This is a genomic window from Pseudomonas sp. LS2P72 (assembly GCF_054897865.1).
Window position 1 is genome coordinate 1,970,912 of sequence record NZ_CM142708.1, and the last position, 17,870, is coordinate 1,988,781.

Here is a 17,870-nt window from a genome sequence, read left to right on the forward strand (position 1 = left end):
CCCCATTGAGTGAAAAACAATGACAACTGGCACCGCTACTACAGCGCTCTACACCGGCGAAGAGCGCAGCAAAAGGAAGCTCAGCCTGCGCCTGCCGAAACAGGCGAAGTACTTGCAAAACGACCTTTGATCTTTACCCGTGGGCCTGACCGGTCCATGCCTCCAGGACTGTTTATGAACGAGCGACCAGGCAATCAATTGTTCGATGCCTATTTCACTGCCCGCGACATGCGTGAGGTGTTCTGCGATCAGGGTCGGGTTCAAGCGATGCTTGATTTCGAAGCAGCACTGGCCCGGGCCGAGGCGCGCGTCGGGCTGATCCCGCAAACGGCTGTCGCGCCGATTGAAGCAGCCTGTCAGGCCGGGCATTACGACTTCGCAGCCCTCGGCGAGGCGATTGCCACGGCGGGCAATTCGGCGATTCCGTTGGTCAAGGCGCTGGGTAAACAGATCGCGGCCAACCATGCCGAAGCCGAGCGCTATGTGCATCTGGGCGCGACCAGCCAGGACGTGATGGACACCGGACTGGTGTTACAACTGCGCCGGGCGCTGGAGCTGATCGAAAGCGATCTGGTGCAACTGGGCGAAACCCTCTCGGCCCAAGCCCAACGATACGTCGCCACACCGCTGGCCGGGCGCACCTGGTTGCAGCACGCGACACCCGTCACCCTCGGCATGAAAATCGCCGGTTGGCTGGGCGCTGTCACTCGCAGCCGCCAACGTCTGCGGGAACTCAAACCACGATTGCTGGTGCTGCAATTCGGCGGGGCCTCTGGAACCCTCGCGGCCCTCGGCGAGCAGGCGATGCCGATTGCCCGGGCGCTGGCTGAAGAATTGCAACTGACACTGCCGGATCAACCTTGGCACACCCAGCGAGACCGCTTGGTGGAGTTCGGCTCGGTACTGGGGTTGATCGCCGGCAGCCTCGGCAAACTCGGCCGCGACATCAGCCTGTTGATGCAAACCGAGGCGGGGGAGGTGTTCGAACCTTCGGCACCGGGCAAGGGAGGTTCTTCGACCATGCCGCACAAGCGCAATCCGGTGGGCGCGGCGGTACTGATCAGTGCGGCGACTCGCGTACCCGGTTTGCTCTCGACCCTGTTCAGCGCCATGCCTCAAGAACACGAGCGCAGCCTGGGCCTGTGGCATGCCGAGTGGGAAACCCTGCCGGAGATTTGCTGCCTGGTGTCCGGCAGCCTGAAACAGGCGCGGCTGGTGGCGGACGGACTGGAAGTGGACGCCGAGCGCATGGCCCGCAACCTCGATCTGACCCAAGGGCTGGTGCTCGCCGAAGCAGTGAGCATCGTCCTCGCCCAACGAGTGGGGCGCGACACAGCGCATCATTTGTTGGAGCAATGCTGCAAGCGCGCAGTAACTGAACAACGTCATCTGCGAGCGGTACTCGGCGACGAGCCGCAAGTGACCGCCGAACTGTCGGATGCTGAACTCGATCATCTGCTGGACCCCGCCCATTACCTCGGTCAGGCCCATACCTGGGTCGAGCGAGCGGTGGCTGAACATTCTGCGTTGACTGCCTGAAGGAGATTGCTGTGGCTTTCTTACAACTCGCCGAGGGCGAACTGCACTACCAAATTCAAGGGCCGCAACTCGATGGCCCGGCGGATGCGCCGGTGCTGGTGCTGTCCAACTCGCTGGGCACTGACCTGCACATGTGGGACGCGCAGATTGCGGCGTTCACCAAGCATTTCCGCGTGTTGCGTTTCGACACCCGGGGTCATGGCCAATCGCTGGTCACACCGGGGCCGTACAGCATCGAGCAACTGGGCCATGACGTGCTGGCGCTGCTGGATGCGTTGCACATCGAACGCGCACATTTCTGCGGTTTGTCCATGGGTGGGCTGATTGGTCAGTGGCTGGGGATCAACGCCGGTCATCGCCTGAACAAACTGGTGGTGTGCAACACCGCGGCGAAAATCGGTGATCCGTCGGTGTGGAACCCGCGCATTGAAACCGTGTTGCGTGACGGTCCGGCCGCCATGGTCGCTTTGCGTGATGCGTCGATTGCGCGCTGGTTCACCGCGGATTTTGCCGAAGCCAATCCTGCTGCCGTGAAGAGGATTACTGACATGCTCGCGGTCACTTCGCCTGAAGGGTATGCCGCGAACTGTGCCGCCGTGCGCGATGCCGATTTCCGCGATCAGCTGTCCTCGATCAAGGTGCCGCTGCTGGTCATCGCCGGCACCGAAGACGCGGTCACGCCTCCGTCCGGCGGGCACTTCATTCAGGAACATGTGCAGGGCGCCGAGTACGCCGAGTTCTATGCCGCGCACCTGTCCAACGTCCAGGCCGGTGCTGCGTTCAGCGAGCGCGTGTTGGCGTTTTTGTCAGGTCATTGAGGGTTTTTTTGTGGACGAGAAACAACGTTACGACGAAGGCCTGAAAGTCCGCCGTGCCGTACTCGGTGACGCCCATGTCGACCGCAGCCTGAACGCGCTGACCGAGTTCAACTCGGAGTTTCAGGAAATGATCACCCGCCACGCCTGGGGCGACATCTGGACTCGCCCGGGGCTGCCGCGTCATACCCGCAGCCTGATCACGATCGCCATGCTGATCGGTATGAACCGCAACGAAGAACTCAAACTGCACCTGCGCGCCGCCGCCAACAACGGTGTGACCCGCGGCGAGATCAAGGAAGTGATCATGCAGAGCGCGATCTACTGCGGCATTCCGGCAGCGAATGCGACGTTCCACCTGGCGGAGTCGGTGTGGGATGAGTTGGGGGTTGAATCGCGGGAGTGATCTCAGGATTTGAGGGTGCCAGAACTGACGCCTTCGTCGGAACGCCGCCCGGAGCAGGCTCGCTCCCACATTAGACCTCATTCTCCCTGGAGGAACTCGGTCAACTGTGGGAGCGAGCCTGCTCCGGGCGGCGTTCCGACGATGGCGATGCCATGGACTACACAGTAGCGACAATAAATATCCGCTTGAACGGAAACAACGTGTGCCCGTCGCTCTCGGGCGGGTAATGCGCATGCACGCGCATCAGGTAGTGGTAGATGAACCGCGCCTGTTCATCATCCTTCAGCCCCTGCATCACCGGCCGCAGCGCCGAGACTTTGACCCAGTCATAGATCGGCGACTTGCCGTCGACAACCTGTAGCTGCTCAGTCTCCCAGATATCCAGTGTCCGGGTGATCGGCGAGAGCAACCGATAATAACTTTCCAAAGACAACAGCGGCCGCGCAGCCATGGCCTCGCGCAACTTCGGGGCGCCGAGTGGTTTGCCACCGGGGCCTGCCTCTTCAAGGGTGTCGAGCATCAGTTGATACCACAGCGCATCCCGCCAGTCGGGCATGTGCGCTGCCAGGCATCCCCCCGGATTGAGCTGGCCGAGCAGTCGCGGCAACAACTGTTCGTGACCACTGACGAAGTGCAGTACGGCGGCGGCGAACAGCAGGTCTGCGGGTTGTTCGGGTTGCCAGTCGAGTAGATCGCACTGTTTCCACAACGCCTTGATCGGCAGGCAACGGGCTTCGTCCAGCATTTGCCCGGAACTGTCGATGCCTTGCAACTGCGCTCGAGGCCAACGCTTGGCCAATAGTTGCGTGGCGATGCCGGTGCCGCATCCCAGGTCGTAGATGCGTTTGGGCTGTTTGAGTTCGACACGGTCGAGCAATTCATTGACCGGTCGTTGCCTGAGGCGGGAAAACTGCTGGTACGCCTTGGCGTCCCAGTCGGTGCAGGCTTTCCTTGCCGATTCAAGTTTGACGCTCATGAGGTGATCCTCTCTGGCGGTTACAGTTGTCTTCCGATGACGTTCAGCGTTTTCAGGACAACCGCCACGCCTTTGCGCGTGTCCGGGTCGTTCAGCAGTTTGATCAACGCATAGGCTCCCGGCGGCTCGGGGGCGGCGGCGACCTCGGCCTTGGCCATGCGCACGGCGTTACTGACTGTCCAGGTGGCCGCCGTAGCGTTTTCGAACAGCCGCGCCAGTTTTTCCACCATCGCTGCGTCCAGCAGGTCGGTCATGTCCGAGACCAGCGATAGCACATTGACAATGTTGTCGAGCCGACCGCCGTCGATCAGCGGCTGAATTTTCGCCATCAAGGCGGTGAGTCCCGGCGTCGCTGGCATGCTGGCAGCGCTGGTTGTCAGCGTTTCATCTGATAGGTTCGTCATTGTTTACGCCTCCCTGAGCGGATCAAAGCATTCCACGGGCAACCGCCCAGTACAGGCCACGATTGAAACCATTTCTCAGCAGACCGCCGAGTTTGGTCGGCGGCGTCGGCAGGACGTCATGGGCGTAGTCGTACCACAGCGGCATACCGGCGTTGAGACCCATCTGCGCCACGGCCTGAACCCGTCCGTCGTAGACGCTGTTGGGCGCGCCGAGGCGAATCTCGGCGGCAATGTTATTGGCGATGACCGGCGCCTGGTTATGGCAGGCACCACCGGCCTTGCTCACCGGCAGATCAACGGTGTCGCCAATCACGTAGACGTGGTCCAGGCCGTAGACCTGCAGCGTCTCGTGGTGGGTCGGTAGCCAACCTTCGTTGTTGGGCGCTTGTGACGCTCCGGATTCCAGCACCGCATCGACAGCGCGGATCGGCGGTGTCGCCATCAGGATGTCGAAGGGTTGCTCTTCGCCTTCTTCGGAGTAGGCGATTTTTCGTTCGGGGTCGACACGGCTGAGGGTGAAGCCGCGTTGGAAGCGGATGTTCTTCTGCTCGAAAATGCCGGGCAGGATTTCCCCGGTGGGGCGTTGCAGAAACAGGCAGTTACGCAGCAACTGAGCCGTGGTCGGGTAGGTGTAGACGATTTCCACCTGGTCCCGCACGCCCCGACGACGCAGGAAGTCGTCGAGCATCAGCGTCGTTTCTACCGGCGCAATGCCGCATTGGTGCGGCACGTTGGGTGTCTGCGGGAAAGACACCGTGATGAAGATCCGGCCTTTTTTGATCGTGCTCAGCCGTTCTGCCAACTGCCGGGCGGGCTGATATTGGTAGAAGTGGTCGCCGGCTTCTTTCAAGCCCTCGATGCGCTCCGGCGCGGGCACGCAACCGGTGGCAATGACCAGAAAGTCATAGCCATAACGTTTGCCGCTGCGGGTTTTCAGGCATTGTCCGGGGAAATCGAAACCCGTGACTTCTTCGACGTAAAAGCTGATTTCCGGGCGCAACAGTGAACGTTCCGGGCGCTTGAGTTCTTCTTCAAAGAACTGATTGAACGCCACGTACATGAACGCAGGTTTGTAATAGTGATCGGGGGAATTGGACAGTAGTGCAATCGAGACTTCGCCACGCAGGATTTCTGGATACAGCTTGTTGACCAGTTGATTGGCCAACATGGTTCCACCTACGCCGCCACCGACGATAACTATTCGCTTGCTCATACCTGACCTCCGTGGTCATGGCAGCTTCGCGTACAGCATCCGGAGATAACGGAAGAAAAAAGGGGCTCCTACATCGCAATGGAGAATTAAACACGCTTCCTGACTGTATCTGTGAACACGCAAAGCGCCAGTTTGTACCGACCAGCGGTGCGAGGCAGACGACCGTTTTCATCCTGCGGTCGCTGCCTGAGCTCTGCTATAGCAAGCGCTATAGCAGGCTGATTGGATAGCTGACGATCAACCGGTTCTCATCGAACTCGTTGTTGCTGAAGTCACGACGAATAGTCGAATTGCGCCATTTGACGTTGAGGTCCTTGAGCGCGCCGCTCTGCACGGTGTAGCCCAGTTCGCTTTCGCGGCCCCACTCCTTGCCGTCGGTGATGGTGCCGGTGTGGACGTTGTCGCCGCTGATGTAGCGGTTCATCAGGGTCAGGCCGGGAATGCCGAGGGCGACGAAGTTGTAGTCATGACGTACCTGCCAGGATTTTTCTTTCGCATTGTCATAACTGGCGTTGTAACTGTCGTTGGCCAGGGTGCCGCCGCTGGTGCCGTTGACCCGCATCCAGGCGTTGTCGCCGGTGAGTTTTTGCAGGCCGACATAGAAGGTGTTGCCGCCGTATTTGGCCGAGAACAGACCCGACCATGTCTTGTTGTCCAACTCGCCGGCCCGGGCGCCGCCGTCATCCTTGCCGTAGAAGAAACCGAGGTTGGCGCCCAGGGTCCAGTCGCCGATGGGCTGGCTGTGGATCAGATTCACGTACTGCTGGCTGTAAATGTCCTTGAGTTCGGCATTCCACACACCGATCTGGGTGCGCTTTTCGTTGAAGGCGTATTCGCCGCCCTGGAAGTTGAAACGGTCGGAAGTGAACGCTGGTTTTCCGCTCATCGACATGTCGTTCATGCTGCTGTCGTCCCGCGGGCTGTTGGCGCGGAACTGGCCGCCGTAGAGCGTCAGGCCGTCGATTTCCTTCGAGGTGATCTGGCCGCCACGGAAGGTTTGCGGCAGGGAACGTCCGTCGTCCGAACGCAGGATCGGCAGCACCGGCATCCATTCACCCACCTTCACTTCGGTCTGCGACAGCTTGGCCTTGAACGCCACGTTGGTGCGACCGAAGTTGTCCGCCGGGCGACCGTCGTGATCCAGCGGCAGCAACTGCGTACCGCCCGTGCCTTTACCGCCATCGAGCTTCACCGAGTACAGCCCCAGCACATCCATGCCGAACCCGACGGTGCCCTGAGTGAACCCGGACTTGGCGTCGAGGATGAAGCTTTGTGTCCATTCTTCTGCCTTGCCCGGAGCTTTGGTCGGGTTGGTGAAGTTGCGGTTGATGTAGAAGTTGCGCAGGTTCAGGTTGATCTTGGCACCTTCGACAAAGCCTGACTCCTCGGCCATGGCGGGCAGAGCCGTACTGGCCAGTGCAACGGCGATGAAGCTGGGGAACCAGTATTGAGTATTGGAAGGTGTCATGTGCTCGGGTCTCTCTAGTTTTTAGGCGTGAAACGGGGCGCTGCCGCAACCTGGGGTTGCAGACTAAAATTTGAAATCAGGGCAAAAACGAACGGGATCAGCCGGACAGGGCAGGGCGCGGGGGCATGGTGTCGAACCTGTTGTTATTGGTCTTGTGCGACGAATGGTGCGGGGGATGGGCGGGAGGGTTCAATCGGAGAAAGCGGGTTTTGGGCGATTATCGAACATAAGATTGGCTGGGGATTTGTGGTGGCTGTTCTGGCCTCATCGCGAGCAGGCTCACTCCCACAGTTGATCTCTGTCGGTCATCAATATTGTGTTCACCCTAGATCCCCTGTGGGAGTGAGCCTGCTCGCGATGAGGCCAGTCCTGGCGCCACAATTTTTCTGCAGACAACAAAAAGCCCACCAATCGGTGGGCTTCTAGTTTTACTGCGCGATCAGAATAACTTCATCTTCGGCGCTTCTTCTTTCAACGGCTCGTTCTTCGCCGTCTGCTCATTCCAGCCACCGCCGAGTGCCTTGTACAGATTGACGGCACTGACCAGTTGCGCCAGACGGTCGGTGATCAGTACCTGTTCAGCACTGAACAGCTGACGCTGGGCATCGAGGAAGGTCAGGTTGCTGTCGACGCCAATGCGATATCGACGCTCGGCCAGACGGTAGTAGTCCTGGTTCGCGGTGACGAAATCACGCTGGGCCTGCAACTGATCGGTGTAGGTCTGGCGGGCAGCCAGGCCGTCGGCGACTTCCTGGAAGGCCGTTTGAATGGACTTCTCGTAGTTCGCCACGCCGATGTCTTTCTGGATTTTTGAGTAATCGAGGCTTGCGCGCAGGCTGCCGGCGTTGAAGATCGGCAGGTTGATCTGCGGCTGGAACAGCCAGGTACCCGAACCGCCCTTGAACAGACCGGACAGGTCCGGGCTCAGGGTCCCGGCGTTGGCCGTCAGGCTGATACTCGGGAAGAACGCAGCCCGTGCCGCGCCGATGTTGGCGTTGGCGGCTTTCAGGTTGTATTCGGCCTGGAGGATGTCCGGACGACGTTGCAGCAAGTCCGATGGCAGACCGGCCGGCACGTCGCTCAGCAGGTCGTCAGCCAATGGCTTGGCCGCTTGCAGATTGGCCGGGACGCCAGTGCCGAGCAGCAACACCAGACTGTTTTCATCCTGGGCGACTTGACGGGTGTACTTGGCCATTTGCGCGCGGGCGTTTTCCACCGAGGTACGCGACTGGGCCAGGTCCAGGGCCGAGGCGACGCCCACTTCGTTGCTGCGGGCGGTGAGCTTGTAGCTCTCCTCGAACGCAGCGAGGGTGTTCTGAGTCAGTTTCAGCAGTTCCTTGTCGGCCTGCCAGGTCAGATAGGCGTTGGCCACACTGGCCACCAGGCTGATCTGGGTACTGCGTCGTGCTTCTTCAGTGGCGAAGTACTTCTGCAGCGCTTCTTCGCTCAGGCTGCGAACCCGACCGAACAGGTCGAGTTCATAGGCGCTGATGCCGACCGTGGCCGAGTAGGAACTGGTGATGTCCGCTTGGCCTGTCTGCGAGGCCCGAGCCGGGACCCGCTGGCGGCTGCCGGTGCCGTTGGCCGACACGGCCGGGAACAGATCGGCACGCTGGATGCGGTATTGAGCCGCAAAGGCGTCGATGTTCAGCGCCGCGACACGCAGGTCACGATTGTTTTCCAGGGCGACCTGGATCAGCTGTTGCAGCGCAGGGTCATGGAAAAACTGCTTCCAGCCCTGTTCGGCGGCAGCCTGGGCAGGCGCCTGGGCCGGCGAATACGCCGGACCTTGCGGGTACTGGCCCGCCACCGGTGCTTCAGGCTGCTGATAATCGGGAATCAGCGAGCAACCGCCGAGCACGAAAGCGGCAACAGCCAGGGAGAGTAGCGACTTGCTCATTAGCCAGCCTCTTTAGAAGGTTCAATAGCGTCGTCCTGGTCAGCGGTTTTGCGCTGCCCCATGGCCGACACAGTGACGAAAAACAGTGGGACCCAGAAGATCGCCAGGATCGTGGCCGTGAGCATACCGCCAATCACCCCGGTACCGATCGCATGCTGGCTACCCGAACCTGCACCCGTGGAGATTGCCAGTGGTACCACACCGAGGACGAAAGCGAGCGACGTCATGATGATCGGTCGCAAACGCATCCGGCAGGCTTCGACCGCGGCATCGCGCAGGCTACGCCCTTGTTCATGCAGTTCCTTGGCAAATTCGACAATCAAAATGGCGTTTTTCGCCGCCAGACCAATGGTCGTCAACAGGCCCACCTGGAAATACACATCGTTGGACAGGCCGCGCAGGCTGGTAGCCATCAGTGCACCGATGATCCCCAGCGGTACCACCAACATCACCGCGATCGGGATCGACCAGCTTTCGTACAGCGCCGCCAGGCACAGGAACACCATCAGCAGCGACAGGGCGTACAGCGCTGGCGCTTGCGAGCCGGACAACCGTTCCTCGTATGACAGACCGGTCCAGGAAATACCGACACCGGCCGGCAGTTTCTTGGCCAGGGCTTCGACTTCGAGCATGGCTTCACCGGTTGAATAACCGGGCGCCGGGGCACCGAGGATTTCCATTGCTTCGACGCCGTTGTAACGCGACAGCTTCGGTGCACCGTAGATCCACTCACCCTTGGCGAACGCCGAGAACGGAACCATGGTGCCGGCGCTGTTGCGCACATACCATTTCTTCACGTCTTCAGGACTCATGCGCGCGCCCGGCTGGCCTTGCACGTAAACCTTCTTCACCCGACCGCGGTCGATGAAGTCGTTGACGTAGCTACTGCCCAGGGCAATCGACAGGGTGTTGTTGATGTCGGTGAGGGTGATGCCCAGGGCACTGGCCTTCTCGTCATCGATTTCCAGCTGATATTGCGGTTCGTCGTTCAGACCGTTCGGGCGGACTTGCGACAGCACCTTGCTTTGCGCCGCCATGCCGAGGAACTGGTTGCGTGCAGCCATCAGTGCGTCGTGACCGATGCCGGCACGGTCTTGCAAGAACACGTCGAAACCGGTGGCGTTACCCAGCTCCAGCACCGCCGGAGGTGCGAACGCAAACACCATGGCGTCACGGAAGGTGAAGAAATGCTGTTGGGCACGGGCCGCGACTTTGAACACGCTGTTTTCGGCGTTACGTTCGTCCCACGGTTTGAGCATGATGAACGCCATACCCGAGCTCTGGCCACGGCCGGCGAAGTTGAAGCCGGTCACGGTAAACACCGAAGCCACCGCGTCGCCTTCACCACCGTCCTTGCCCGGACGCAGCAGGAATTCACGCATTTCATCCACGACCACTTGCGTGCGCTGGGCACTGGAACCGGCGGGAGTCTGCACCTGGGCAAACAACACGCCCTGGTCTTCTTCCGGCAGGAACGCGGTTGGAATGCGGGTGAACAGCCAGATCATGCCGACCAGGATGATGAGGTAGGCCAGCAGGTACGGGGCCTTGTTCGCGAGCATGTTGCCCACGCCACGTTCGTAGCTTTTGACGCCACGGTCGAAATTGCGGTTGAACCAGCCGAAGAAGCCGCGTTTCGGCACGCCGTGCTCGCCTTTCGGAATCGCCTTGAGCATGGTCGCGCAGAGCGCCGGGGTGAAGATCAGTGCGACCAGTACCGACAGGGTCATGGCCGAGACGATGGTGATCGAGAACTGCTTGTAGATCACACCGGTGGAACCGCTGAAGAACGCCATCGGCAGCAGTACCGCCGACAGCACCAGGGCGATACCGACCAGCGCACCCTGGATCTGCCCCATGGATTTCTTGGTGGCCTCCTTGGGTGACAGGCCTTCTTCGCTCATGACCCGTTCGACGTTTTCCACCACGACGATGGCGTCGTCCACCAGCAAACCGATGGCCAGCACCATACCGAACATGGTCAGGGTGTTAATGCTGAAACCGAACGCCGCGAGGATCCCGAAGGTACCCAGCAATACGACTGGCACGGTCATCGTGGTGATGACGGTGGCGCGGAAGTTTTGCAGGAACAGGAACATCACCAGGAACACCAGCACGATCGCTTCGACCAGGGTTTCAACCACACCCTTGATCGACTCGGTCACCACCGGCGTGGTGTCGTACGGGAACACCACTTCCATCCCTTCCGGGAAGAACGGCTTGAGGGTTTCGATGGTCTTGCGCAGGGCTTTTGCGGTGTCGAGGGCGTTGGCACCGTTGGCCAGTTTCACCGCCAGACCGGAGGCCGGGGCGCCGTTGAACTGGGCGCTGATCGAGTAGTTTTCGCCGCCCAGACCGACTTCCGCAACGTCGCCGACACGCACTTGCGAGCCGTCCTTGTTGACCTTCAGCAGGATGGCCTTGAACTGCTCGGCGGTCTGCAGGCGGGTCTTGCCGATGATCGTCGCGTTCAGCTGTTGGCCGGCGACAGCAGGCAAACCGCCGAGTTGACCGGATGACACCTGAACGTTCTGAGCCGCGATGGCGGTTTTCACGTCCACCGGGGTCAGGTTGAAGTTATTCAACTTGGCCGGGTCGAGCCAGATCCGCATCGCGTACTGCGCACCGAAGACCTGGAAGTCACCGACACCGGCGGTCCGCGAGATCGGGTCCTGCATGTTCGACACGATGTAGTTGGACAGGTCGTCCTTGGTCATGCTGCCGTCGCGCGACACCACGCCGATCACCATCAGGAAGTTTTTCACTGCCTTGGTCACGCGGATACCTTGTTGCTGCACTTCTTGCGGCAGCAGCGGGGTGGCCAGGTTCAGTTTGTTCTGGACCTGAACCTGCGCGGTATCGGAGTTGGTGCCCTGCTCGAAGGTCGCGGTAATGGTCATGTTGCCGTCAGAGTTACTTTCCGACGAAACATAACGCAGGTTATCGATACCGTTGAGCTGTTGCTCGATCACTTGCACCACGGTGTCCTGCACGGTTTGTGCAGACGCGCCCGGGTAGGTCACCGAGATTGCAATGGCCGGAGGCGCAATGCTCGGGTATTGGTTGATCGGGAGTTTGAGGATCGATAGTGCCCCGACCAGCATGATGACCAGGGCAATTACCCAGGCAAAAATCGGACGGTCGATAAAAAATCTGGACATGGTTTACTCCCCTTTACCGCTGGAAGCCTTGTTAGCTGCCTGTGCGGGGGCCGGGTTCTTTGCGCCAACGTTAGTCGCCTCACTGGCTTTTACTTCAACGCCAGGTTTGACGTATTGCAGCCCTTCGGTGATCAGTCGATCGCCGGCCTTCAGGCCGTCTTCGATCAGCCATTGGTTGCCGACAGTGCGGCTGGCCTTGAGCTGACGCAGTTCGACCTTGTTGTCCGGACCGACGACCAGTGCGGTCGGGGTGCCTTTGAGATCACGGGTCACGCCTTGTTGCGGGGCGAGGATCGCCGCGCTGTTCACACCGGCCTGCAATTGGGCGTGTACAAACATGCCCGGCAGCAGGGTGTGATCAGGGTTGGGGAATACCGCACGCAAGGTCACGGAACCGGTGGTCTGGTCTACTGAGACTTCCGAGAACTCGAGTTTGCCTTCCTGTTTGTACTGGCTGCCGTCTTCGAGGGTCAGCATGACCTTGGCCGCGTTGTCGCCGGATTTTTGCAGGCGACCGCTTTCCAGTTCGCGGCGCAGTTCCAGCAGCTCAACGGAAGACTGGGTCACGTCGACGTAGATCGGGTCGAGTTGCTGAATCACTGCCATCGCGTCGAGCTGGCCGCTGGTGACCAGCGCGCCTTCAGTCACGGTCGAGCGGCCAATGCGGCCGGAGAGTGGCGCGTAAACCTTGGTGTAACGCACATTGATCCGGGCGCTTTGCAGGGCGGCTTCCGATTGCAAACGGTTGGCCAGGGCCGTGTCGTATTCCTGACGGCTCACAGCCTGTTCGCTGACCAACTGCTTGTAGCGGTCGGAGATCGATTTGGTCTGTTGCAGGTTGGCTTCGGCGCTTTTCAGGGTGGCTTCATAAACGGCCGGATCGATCTGATACAGCTGCTGGCCGGCCTTGACGTCGCCGCCTTCCTTGAACAGGCGCTTGAGAATGATGCCGTTAACCTGAGGGCGGACTTCGGCGATGCGGTACGCGCTGGTACGGCCCGGAAGCTCGGAGGTCAGGGTAAAGGCTTGAGGTTGCAGAGTAACGACGCCGACCTGAGGGGGTGGTGCGGCAGGTGCCGCCTCTTCCTTTTTGCATCCGCTGAGCAGCGATGCCAAGGCGAGGGCGGTGACCAGAGCGGTAACAGCTGGCTTGAATTGCATGAAAAACCTCGGGTCAGGCGCGCAAATTGCGCACTCGAAAGGTGGAAAGGTAAAAAGTGTGCGCTGAGTGGATAAGTAGCTTGCTAAGGAATATACTTACGTTCATGGTTGTTTGTAAATACCTTGACCGCGTATCCACACCGTTACAAAAGCCGTTCAAGGGTTCGAATTGTAAGCCGGGGACGAAGCCCAAGAACGCTCGCCCCACTTTTATTCAGCGGATGTTCAGACATCGCTGAAGCATCCTGATTGAGGTTGTACTGCCATGGTCCGTCGTACCAAAGAGGAAGCTCAAGAAACCCGCAGCCAGATACTGGAAGCGGCAGAAAAAGCCTTTTACGAAAGGGGCGTTGCGCGTACGACACTGGCGGATATCGCTACCCTGGCCGGGGTCACGCGCGGGGCTATCTACTGGCATTTCAGCAACAAGGCGGACCTGGTGCAGGCCATGCTTGATACCTTGCAGGAGCCGCTGGATGAAATGGCGAAGGCCAGCGAAAGCGAAGATGAACCCGACCCCCTCGGCTGCATGCGCAAGCTGCTGATTCATTTGTTTCATCAAGTTGCCCTGGACCCGAAAACCCGACGCATCAATGAAATTCTGTTTCATAAGTGCGAATTCACCGATGAAATGTGCGACCTGCGCCAGCAGCGCCGAGAGGTCAGCCTTGATTGCAATGTGCGAATCGCCCTGGCCCTGAGTAATGCGGTCAATCGGGGGCAGTTACCGGAAAACCTCGATACGGCCCGCGCAGCCATCAGCCTGCATGCGTACATCGACGGCATTCTGTACCAATGGCTGCTGGCGCCTGACAGCTTCTTGCTGCACGCCGAAGCCGAGCGTTGGGTCGATACCGGGCTGGACATGCTGCGCTTCAGCCCAAGCCTTCGTCAAAATGCGTAACTGGATCCGGTTGTGTCAACATTTTAGGCGAGCAGAGGTTCATTTCGTTGCTCGCCTTTTCGTCATGGGCTGCTTTTATATACGGATGCTGATTCGGTTGAAAGCTAGCGAGCTACGTATTTTGTAGGGGATTTGTGCGAGTCTGTGAACGAATGTGAGCGACCCCGTTTCGGGAGCGCCGGGTAGCCGATCAACGGCAACACGCTGATTCGTCTTCGCGGACTGGTGGTTGGGCGAATGCCAGGTAACCGTTGTAAAACACACGCAGAGCAGTTTTACATTCACGCGATGAGCGTTTATCCGATCTGGATATCTATCAGGTAACTGTAAGGTGCTCTATTCAATGTGTTGTTCAGTGTGGAGGAGCAGCTCACGTGAGCAGCGCCGATTGAATCTACCTTATGATTCCAGGTTTTGGCATGAGTTGGAGTTTCAGGTCTAAAATCTGTAGTGATCTGAGAGACATGGTCGCCCTTGGCATTGCTGTAAGTGAAAAGTCGCTGTGCCTGGACCCTGTTATTTTGATCGGTGGTGCTCGGATCAAGGAAGTTGGACACGGTTTTTTCGCAGAAGTAGGTGGTTTCTTTAGGTCTTAGAAGTTTCGCTACTGGGTGTAAGTGCTCTGGATGGATGTTGCTGTCTATGAGTTTGAAGTTTTCTGATGTATTGTTTGTAATAAAAAATACAGTGGTGGTCGTGGTGATATCTGTTGTGCCCTGGCTGGCAAATATGGCGTCTTTAAAATCGTCCATATAAGGACGGGAGGTTGGGAGTTTTCCTTCTGACTCGCTGTGTTCCAAGTTGTCCAGGTAGGTCTGTTCTGCCAGTTCCATACTGTCCAGATCGGTCTGTGATGCATTTGCGATCAGGGTTCCGGGTTGTTCCGTTCCGATATGGACATCCAGCCAGTAGCTGTGAGGCGCTTGGAGATCGCTGTCTCTCAATTGGGATGAGCAGATCAGAGGTTTTCGGCCTGTGGAGCGTGCTTGATGATCCCAAACCGGCGTGCGGGTGGGCTCAAAAACGCCGAACGAGGATTTCACCACCATACGTGTATCAAAATGACATTGCTTGTCACCTGCAGCATATTTGAAAAACTTCTTGATAAAGATTTTGTCGCCGGGGCTCAGCGCCCCGAGTCTGTCGTGGTTAAAGTGACTCTGTGCGCCCATTGAGGCGATGGAGTAGGGCGGGATATCACATTCGGACAAGTCTTCGACTTCGAAGTTTGTTTCGGTAAGCTGGATTGTTTCAGGTGTGTTGTTATGGATATAGACCAATAGTTCTATTGTGTTTTTACCCTGGTTGAATTTTTTCCAATCGGCGATTTTACGATTTTCGTATAGGGTTTTAAGTTTTTCTTCTTTGATGAGTTGTGATTCTTGTTCGTAGTTCATTGTTTATTCTCTACTGAATAAGGGTTGGTGTTGAAGTGTGTAAGTGGTTGCTGTTGCTGTTGTTGGTGAGGTGGTGTGTCGACGGAGTGGATAATGATTTTTTGTGGGCGGTGTCGCAAGTTTTTTAGGTAGGGTATTGTTTGCTGGATATTTTAAGTTGAGGCAAGCTCGTTTTTTTTATCTGGGTTTATGTTGTATGTTAGTGGTTGTTTTATTGTTGGGTAGTGAATGACAAAAAAGCCCCGGCTCTTTCGAGTCGGGGCTTTTGCGTTTCAAGGGGGGGCGCTTACAACACCGGGTAGTCGATGTAGCCGACCGCGCCCTTGGAATAAAACAGCTCAGGACGTGGCTCGTTCAACGGCGCATCGGCCTTCAAACGTGCCGGCAGGTCCGGGTTGGCAATGAACGGCACGCCGAAGGCCACCGCATCGGCTTTGCCGCTGGCGAGCCAGGCGTTGGCGCTGTCTTTGGTGAAGCGTTCGTTGACGATGTACGGGCCGCCGAATGCTTCTTTCAATTGTGGACCCAGGCTGTCGCCATCTTCTTTTTCGCGGGAGCAGATGAACGCGATGCCACGTTTGCCCAGTTCGCGAGCGACGTAAGTGAAGGTCTCGGACAGGTTGTCGTCGCCCATGTCATGGAGATCGGCACGGGGTGACAGGTGCACACCCACGCGGCCCGCGCCCCAGACTTCGATCGCGGCATCGGTCACTTCCAGCAACAGGCGCGCACGATTTTCCACGGTACCGCCATAGTTGTCGGTGCGCTGGTTGGTGCTGCTTTGCAGGAACTGGTCGAGCAGGTAACCGTTGGCGCCGTGGATTTCCACACCGTCAAAACCGGCCGCCTTGGCGTTCTCGGCACCGACGCGGTAGGCGTCGACGATGTCGGCGATTTCAGCGGTTTCCAGGGCGCGTGGGGTTGGGAAGTCGGCCAGTGGGCGAACCAGGCTGACATGGCCTTTCGGCTGAATGGCGCTAGGTGCGACCGGCGCTTCACCGCCCAGGTACAACCCGTGGGAAATACGGCCGACGTGCCACAGTTGCAGGAAAATCTTGCCGCCTGCGCCGTGAATAGCCTTGGTCACGTTGGCCCAGCCACGCACCTGATCGTTGGACCAGATGCCCGGGGTGTCCGGGTAGCCGACGCCCATCGGCGTGACCGAAGTGGCCTCGCTGAGGATCAGGCCGGCCGAAGCGCGTTGTACGTAGTACTCGGCCATCAGCGCGTTTGGCACGCGGCCTTCGTCGGCGCGGCAGCGGGTCAGCGGCGCCATGATGATGCGGTTGGCCAACTCAAGGTCGCCCAGTTTGATCGGATCGAAAATAGTCGTCATGAAATAGCTCTCTTGTAGAGATCAGTTGGTAGCAGGGGCCAGTTCGGAATTGCCGGTCTGACGGAAAGTAATCAGGGTCACCAGCAGGGCGAGTACCGCCAGTGCGGCTGCCGCGAGAGGAACGCTGGTCAGGCCGAAACCGTGGGCGATGACGCTGCCACCGACCCAGGCACCCAGTGCGTTGCCGATATTGAAAGCGCCGATGTTCAGGGTCGACACCAGGTTCGGTGCGGCTTTGCCGTAGGTCACCACGTTCACTTGCAGGGCGGGCACGGCGGCAAAGCACGCGGTGGCCCAGAGGAACAAGGTGATTTCGGTCGGGATCAGCGCAACGCTGGTCCAGGTCAGTACGGTGGAGATCACGGCCATCGAGATAAAGACGCCGATCAACGTTGCGGCCATGCTTTTGTCTGCCAGTTTGCCGCCGATGATGTTGCCGACCGTCAGGCCCAGGCCGATGAGCATCAGGGTCCAGGTCACGCCTTTGGGCGAGACGCCAGTGACATCGCCGAGCAGCGGGGCGACGTAGGTGAACAGGGTGAAGACCGAAGCTGCGAACAACGCAGTCATGCTCAACGACAGCCAGATCCCGGCGCCTTTGAGGGCGCGCAGTTCGGCGCGCATGTCGAGTTTCTCTTCATCACGCTTGGCCGGCAGGAAGCGGATCAGGCCGATCAATGCGATCACACCAATCACGGTCACCGCCCAGAAGGTCGAACGCCAGCCGGCTTCCTGACCGAGCGCGGTGCCCAGTGGAACGCCGAGCACGTTGGCCAGGGTCAGGCCGGTGAACATCAATGCCACGGCCGAAGCGCGCTTGTTCGCCGGCACCAGACCTGCCGCCACCACCGAGCCAATGCCGAAGAACGCACCGTGGCAGAGGGCGGTCACCACGCGGGCAAACATCAGCACGTTGTAGTCGGTCGCCATTGCACAGAGCAGGTTGCCGATGATGAAGATGCCCATCAACGCTACCAGCGCGGCCTTGCGCGGCAATCGAGAGGTGGCCAGTGCCATGAACGGCGCACCGATGGCTACGCCCAGGGCGTAACCGGTCACCAGCCAGCCGGCGCCGGGAATCGACACACCGAGGTCGGCTGCCACATCGGGCAGCAAGCCCATGATGACGAACTCGGTGGTGCCGATGGCGAAGGCGCTCAAGGCCAGAATGAGTAGCGAGAGGGGCATTG

14 protein-coding genes are annotated in these 17,870 nt (G+C 59.1%); 4 read left to right on the forward strand and 10 right to left on the reverse strand.

The annotated features are described in order from the left end of the window. Positions 1-174: 174 nt before the first annotated feature. Genes ACYZUA_RS09150 through pcaC form a run of 3 tightly spaced genes read left to right on the forward strand, consistent with a single transcriptional unit; the run spans position 175 to position 2,760 of the window. Positions 175-1,539 carry a 3-carboxy-cis,cis-muconate cycloisomerase gene (locus ACYZUA_RS09150; RefSeq protein WP_461962816.1) on the forward strand — a complete coding sequence of 455 codons (1,365 nt, stop codon included), beginning with the start codon at positions 175-177 and terminating at the stop codon, positions 1,537-1,539. Between the two features lie 11 nt (positions 1,540-1,550). Then, positions 1,551-2,357 (forward strand): 3-oxoadipate enol-lactonase, encoded by an 807-nt coding sequence (pcaD, locus tag ACYZUA_RS09155; protein ID WP_461962817.1) that lies wholly within the window; start codon positions 1,551-1,553, stop codon positions 2,355-2,357. A gap of 10 nt (positions 2,358-2,367) precedes the next feature. After that, on the forward strand, positions 2,368-2,760 hold the full coding sequence (gene pcaC, locus ACYZUA_RS09160; RefSeq protein ID WP_008147336.1) for a 4-carboxymuconolactone decarboxylase: 393 nt from the start codon (positions 2,368-2,370) through the stop codon (positions 2,758-2,760). Between the two features lie 157 nt (positions 2,761-2,917). On the opposite strand, the gene ACYZUA_RS09165 is transcribed toward pcaC, so the two are convergent. The 7 genes from ACYZUA_RS09165 to emhA form a co-directional block, all read right to left on the reverse strand. Next, positions 2,918-3,736 (reverse strand): methyltransferase domain-containing protein, encoded by an 819-nt coding sequence (locus ACYZUA_RS09165; RefSeq protein ID WP_461962818.1) that lies wholly within the window; start codon positions 3,734-3,736, stop codon positions 2,918-2,920. 20 nt (positions 3,737-3,756) lie between these two features. Further along, entirely contained in the window at positions 3,757-4,140 is a 384-nt protein-coding gene (locus tag ACYZUA_RS09170) for a DUF1641 domain-containing protein (RefSeq protein WP_461962819.1), read from the reverse strand. 22 nt (positions 4,141-4,162) lie between these two features. Beyond that, positions 4,163-5,353 (reverse strand): NAD(P)/FAD-dependent oxidoreductase, encoded by a 1,191-nt coding sequence (locus tag ACYZUA_RS09175; RefSeq protein WP_461962820.1) that lies wholly within the window; start codon positions 5,351-5,353, stop codon positions 4,163-4,165. Positions 5,354-5,561: 208 nt separating this feature from the next. Further along, positions 5,562-6,821 (reverse strand): OprD family porin, encoded by a 1,260-nt coding sequence (locus ACYZUA_RS09180; protein WP_461962821.1) that lies wholly within the window; start codon positions 6,819-6,821, stop codon positions 5,562-5,564. Between the two features lie 439 nt (positions 6,822-7,260). After that, positions 7,261-8,721 (reverse strand): efflux RND transporter outer membrane subunit EmhC, encoded by a 1,461-nt coding sequence (gene emhC / locus ACYZUA_RS09185; RefSeq protein WP_461962822.1) that lies wholly within the window; start codon positions 8,719-8,721, stop codon positions 7,261-7,263. Then, a complete protein-coding gene (gene emhB / locus ACYZUA_RS09190) occupies positions 8,721-11,882 on the reverse strand; it encodes an efflux RND transporter permease subunit EmhB (protein WP_461962823.1) in 3,162 nt (1,053 codons plus the stop codon). The genes emhC and emhB overlap by 1 nt, the downstream gene beginning before the upstream one ends. Positions 11,883-11,885: 3 nt before the next feature. Beyond that, positions 11,886-13,043 carry an efflux RND transporter periplasmic adaptor subunit EmhA gene (emhA, locus tag ACYZUA_RS09195; RefSeq protein ID WP_461962824.1) on the reverse strand — a complete coding sequence of 386 codons (1,158 nt, stop codon included), beginning with the start codon at positions 13,041-13,043 and terminating at the stop codon, positions 11,886-11,888. Between the two features lie 265 nt (positions 13,044-13,308). Between emhA and emhR the strand changes: the two genes are divergently transcribed. Next, positions 13,309-13,947 carry an efflux system transcriptional repressor EmhR gene (emhR, locus tag ACYZUA_RS09200; RefSeq protein ID WP_461962825.1) on the forward strand — a complete coding sequence of 213 codons (639 nt, stop codon included), beginning with the start codon at positions 13,309-13,311 and terminating at the stop codon, positions 13,945-13,947. Positions 13,948-14,243: 296 nt separating this feature from the next. Here emhR and ACYZUA_RS09205 read toward each other — a convergent pair whose 3' ends face one another. From ACYZUA_RS09205 to ACYZUA_RS09215, 3 genes are all read right to left on the reverse strand, one after another. Continuing rightward, positions 14,244-15,344: a hypothetical protein gene (locus ACYZUA_RS09205; RefSeq protein WP_461962826.1), complete on the reverse strand. Its 1,101-nt coding sequence runs from the start codon at positions 15,342-15,344 to the stop codon at positions 14,244-14,246. A 286-nt stretch (positions 15,345-15,630) separates the two neighbouring features. Next, positions 15,631-16,680, reverse strand: a complete 1,050-nt coding sequence (locus ACYZUA_RS09210; RefSeq protein ID WP_461962827.1) for an alkene reductase — start codon at positions 16,678-16,680, stop codon at positions 15,631-15,633. A gap of 21 nt (positions 16,681-16,701) precedes the next feature. Further along, entirely contained in the window at positions 16,702-17,868 is a 1,167-nt protein-coding gene (locus ACYZUA_RS09215) for an MFS transporter (RefSeq protein ID WP_461962829.1), read from the reverse strand. Between the last annotated feature and the right edge of the window lie 2 nt (positions 17,869-17,870).

What these genes read in the sequence shown, in the direction of transcription:
- emhR (WP_461962825.1), top strand. Translation starts at nt 13,309, where the DNA reads ATGGTCCGTCGTACCAAAGAGGAAGCTCAAGAAACCCGCAGCCAGATA.
- ACYZUA_RS09165 (WP_461962818.1), bottom strand. Translation starts at nt 3,736, where the DNA reads ATGAGCGTCAAACTTGAATCGGCAAGGAAAGCCTGCACCGACTGGGAC.
- ACYZUA_RS09175 (WP_461962820.1), bottom strand. Translation starts at nt 5,353, where the DNA reads ATGAGCAAGCGAATAGTTATCGTCGGTGGCGGCGTAGGTGGAACCATG.
- ACYZUA_RS09150 (WP_461962816.1), top strand. Translation starts at nt 175, where the DNA reads ATGAACGAGCGACCAGGCAATCAATTGTTCGATGCCTATTTCACTGCC.
- ACYZUA_RS09180 (WP_461962821.1), bottom strand. Translation starts at nt 6,821, where the DNA reads ATGACACCTTCCAATACTCAATACTGGTTCCCCAGCTTCATCGCCGTT.
- ACYZUA_RS09205 (WP_461962826.1), bottom strand. Translation starts at nt 15,344, where the DNA reads ATGAACTACGAACAAGAATCACAACTCATCAAAGAAGAAAAACTTAAA.
- emhA (WP_461962824.1), bottom strand. Translation starts at nt 13,043, where the DNA reads ATGCAATTCAAGCCAGCTGTTACCGCTCTGGTCACCGCCCTCGCCTTG.
- ACYZUA_RS09215 (WP_461962829.1), bottom strand. Translation starts at nt 17,868, where the DNA reads ATGCCCCTCTCGCTACTCATTCTGGCCTTGAGCGCCTTCGCCATCGGC.
- ACYZUA_RS09170 (WP_461962819.1), bottom strand. Translation starts at nt 4,140, where the DNA reads ATGACGAACCTATCAGATGAAACGCTGACAACCAGCGCTGCCAGCATG.
- emhC (WP_461962822.1), bottom strand. Translation starts at nt 8,721, where the DNA reads ATGAGCAAGTCGCTACTCTCCCTGGCTGTTGCCGCTTTCGTGCTCGGC.
- ACYZUA_RS09210 (WP_461962827.1), bottom strand. Translation starts at nt 16,680, where the DNA reads ATGACGACTATTTTCGATCCGATCAAACTGGGCGACCTTGAGTTGGCC.
- emhB (WP_461962823.1), bottom strand. Translation starts at nt 11,882, where the DNA reads ATGTCCAGATTTTTTATCGACCGTCCGATTTTTGCCTGGGTAATTGCC.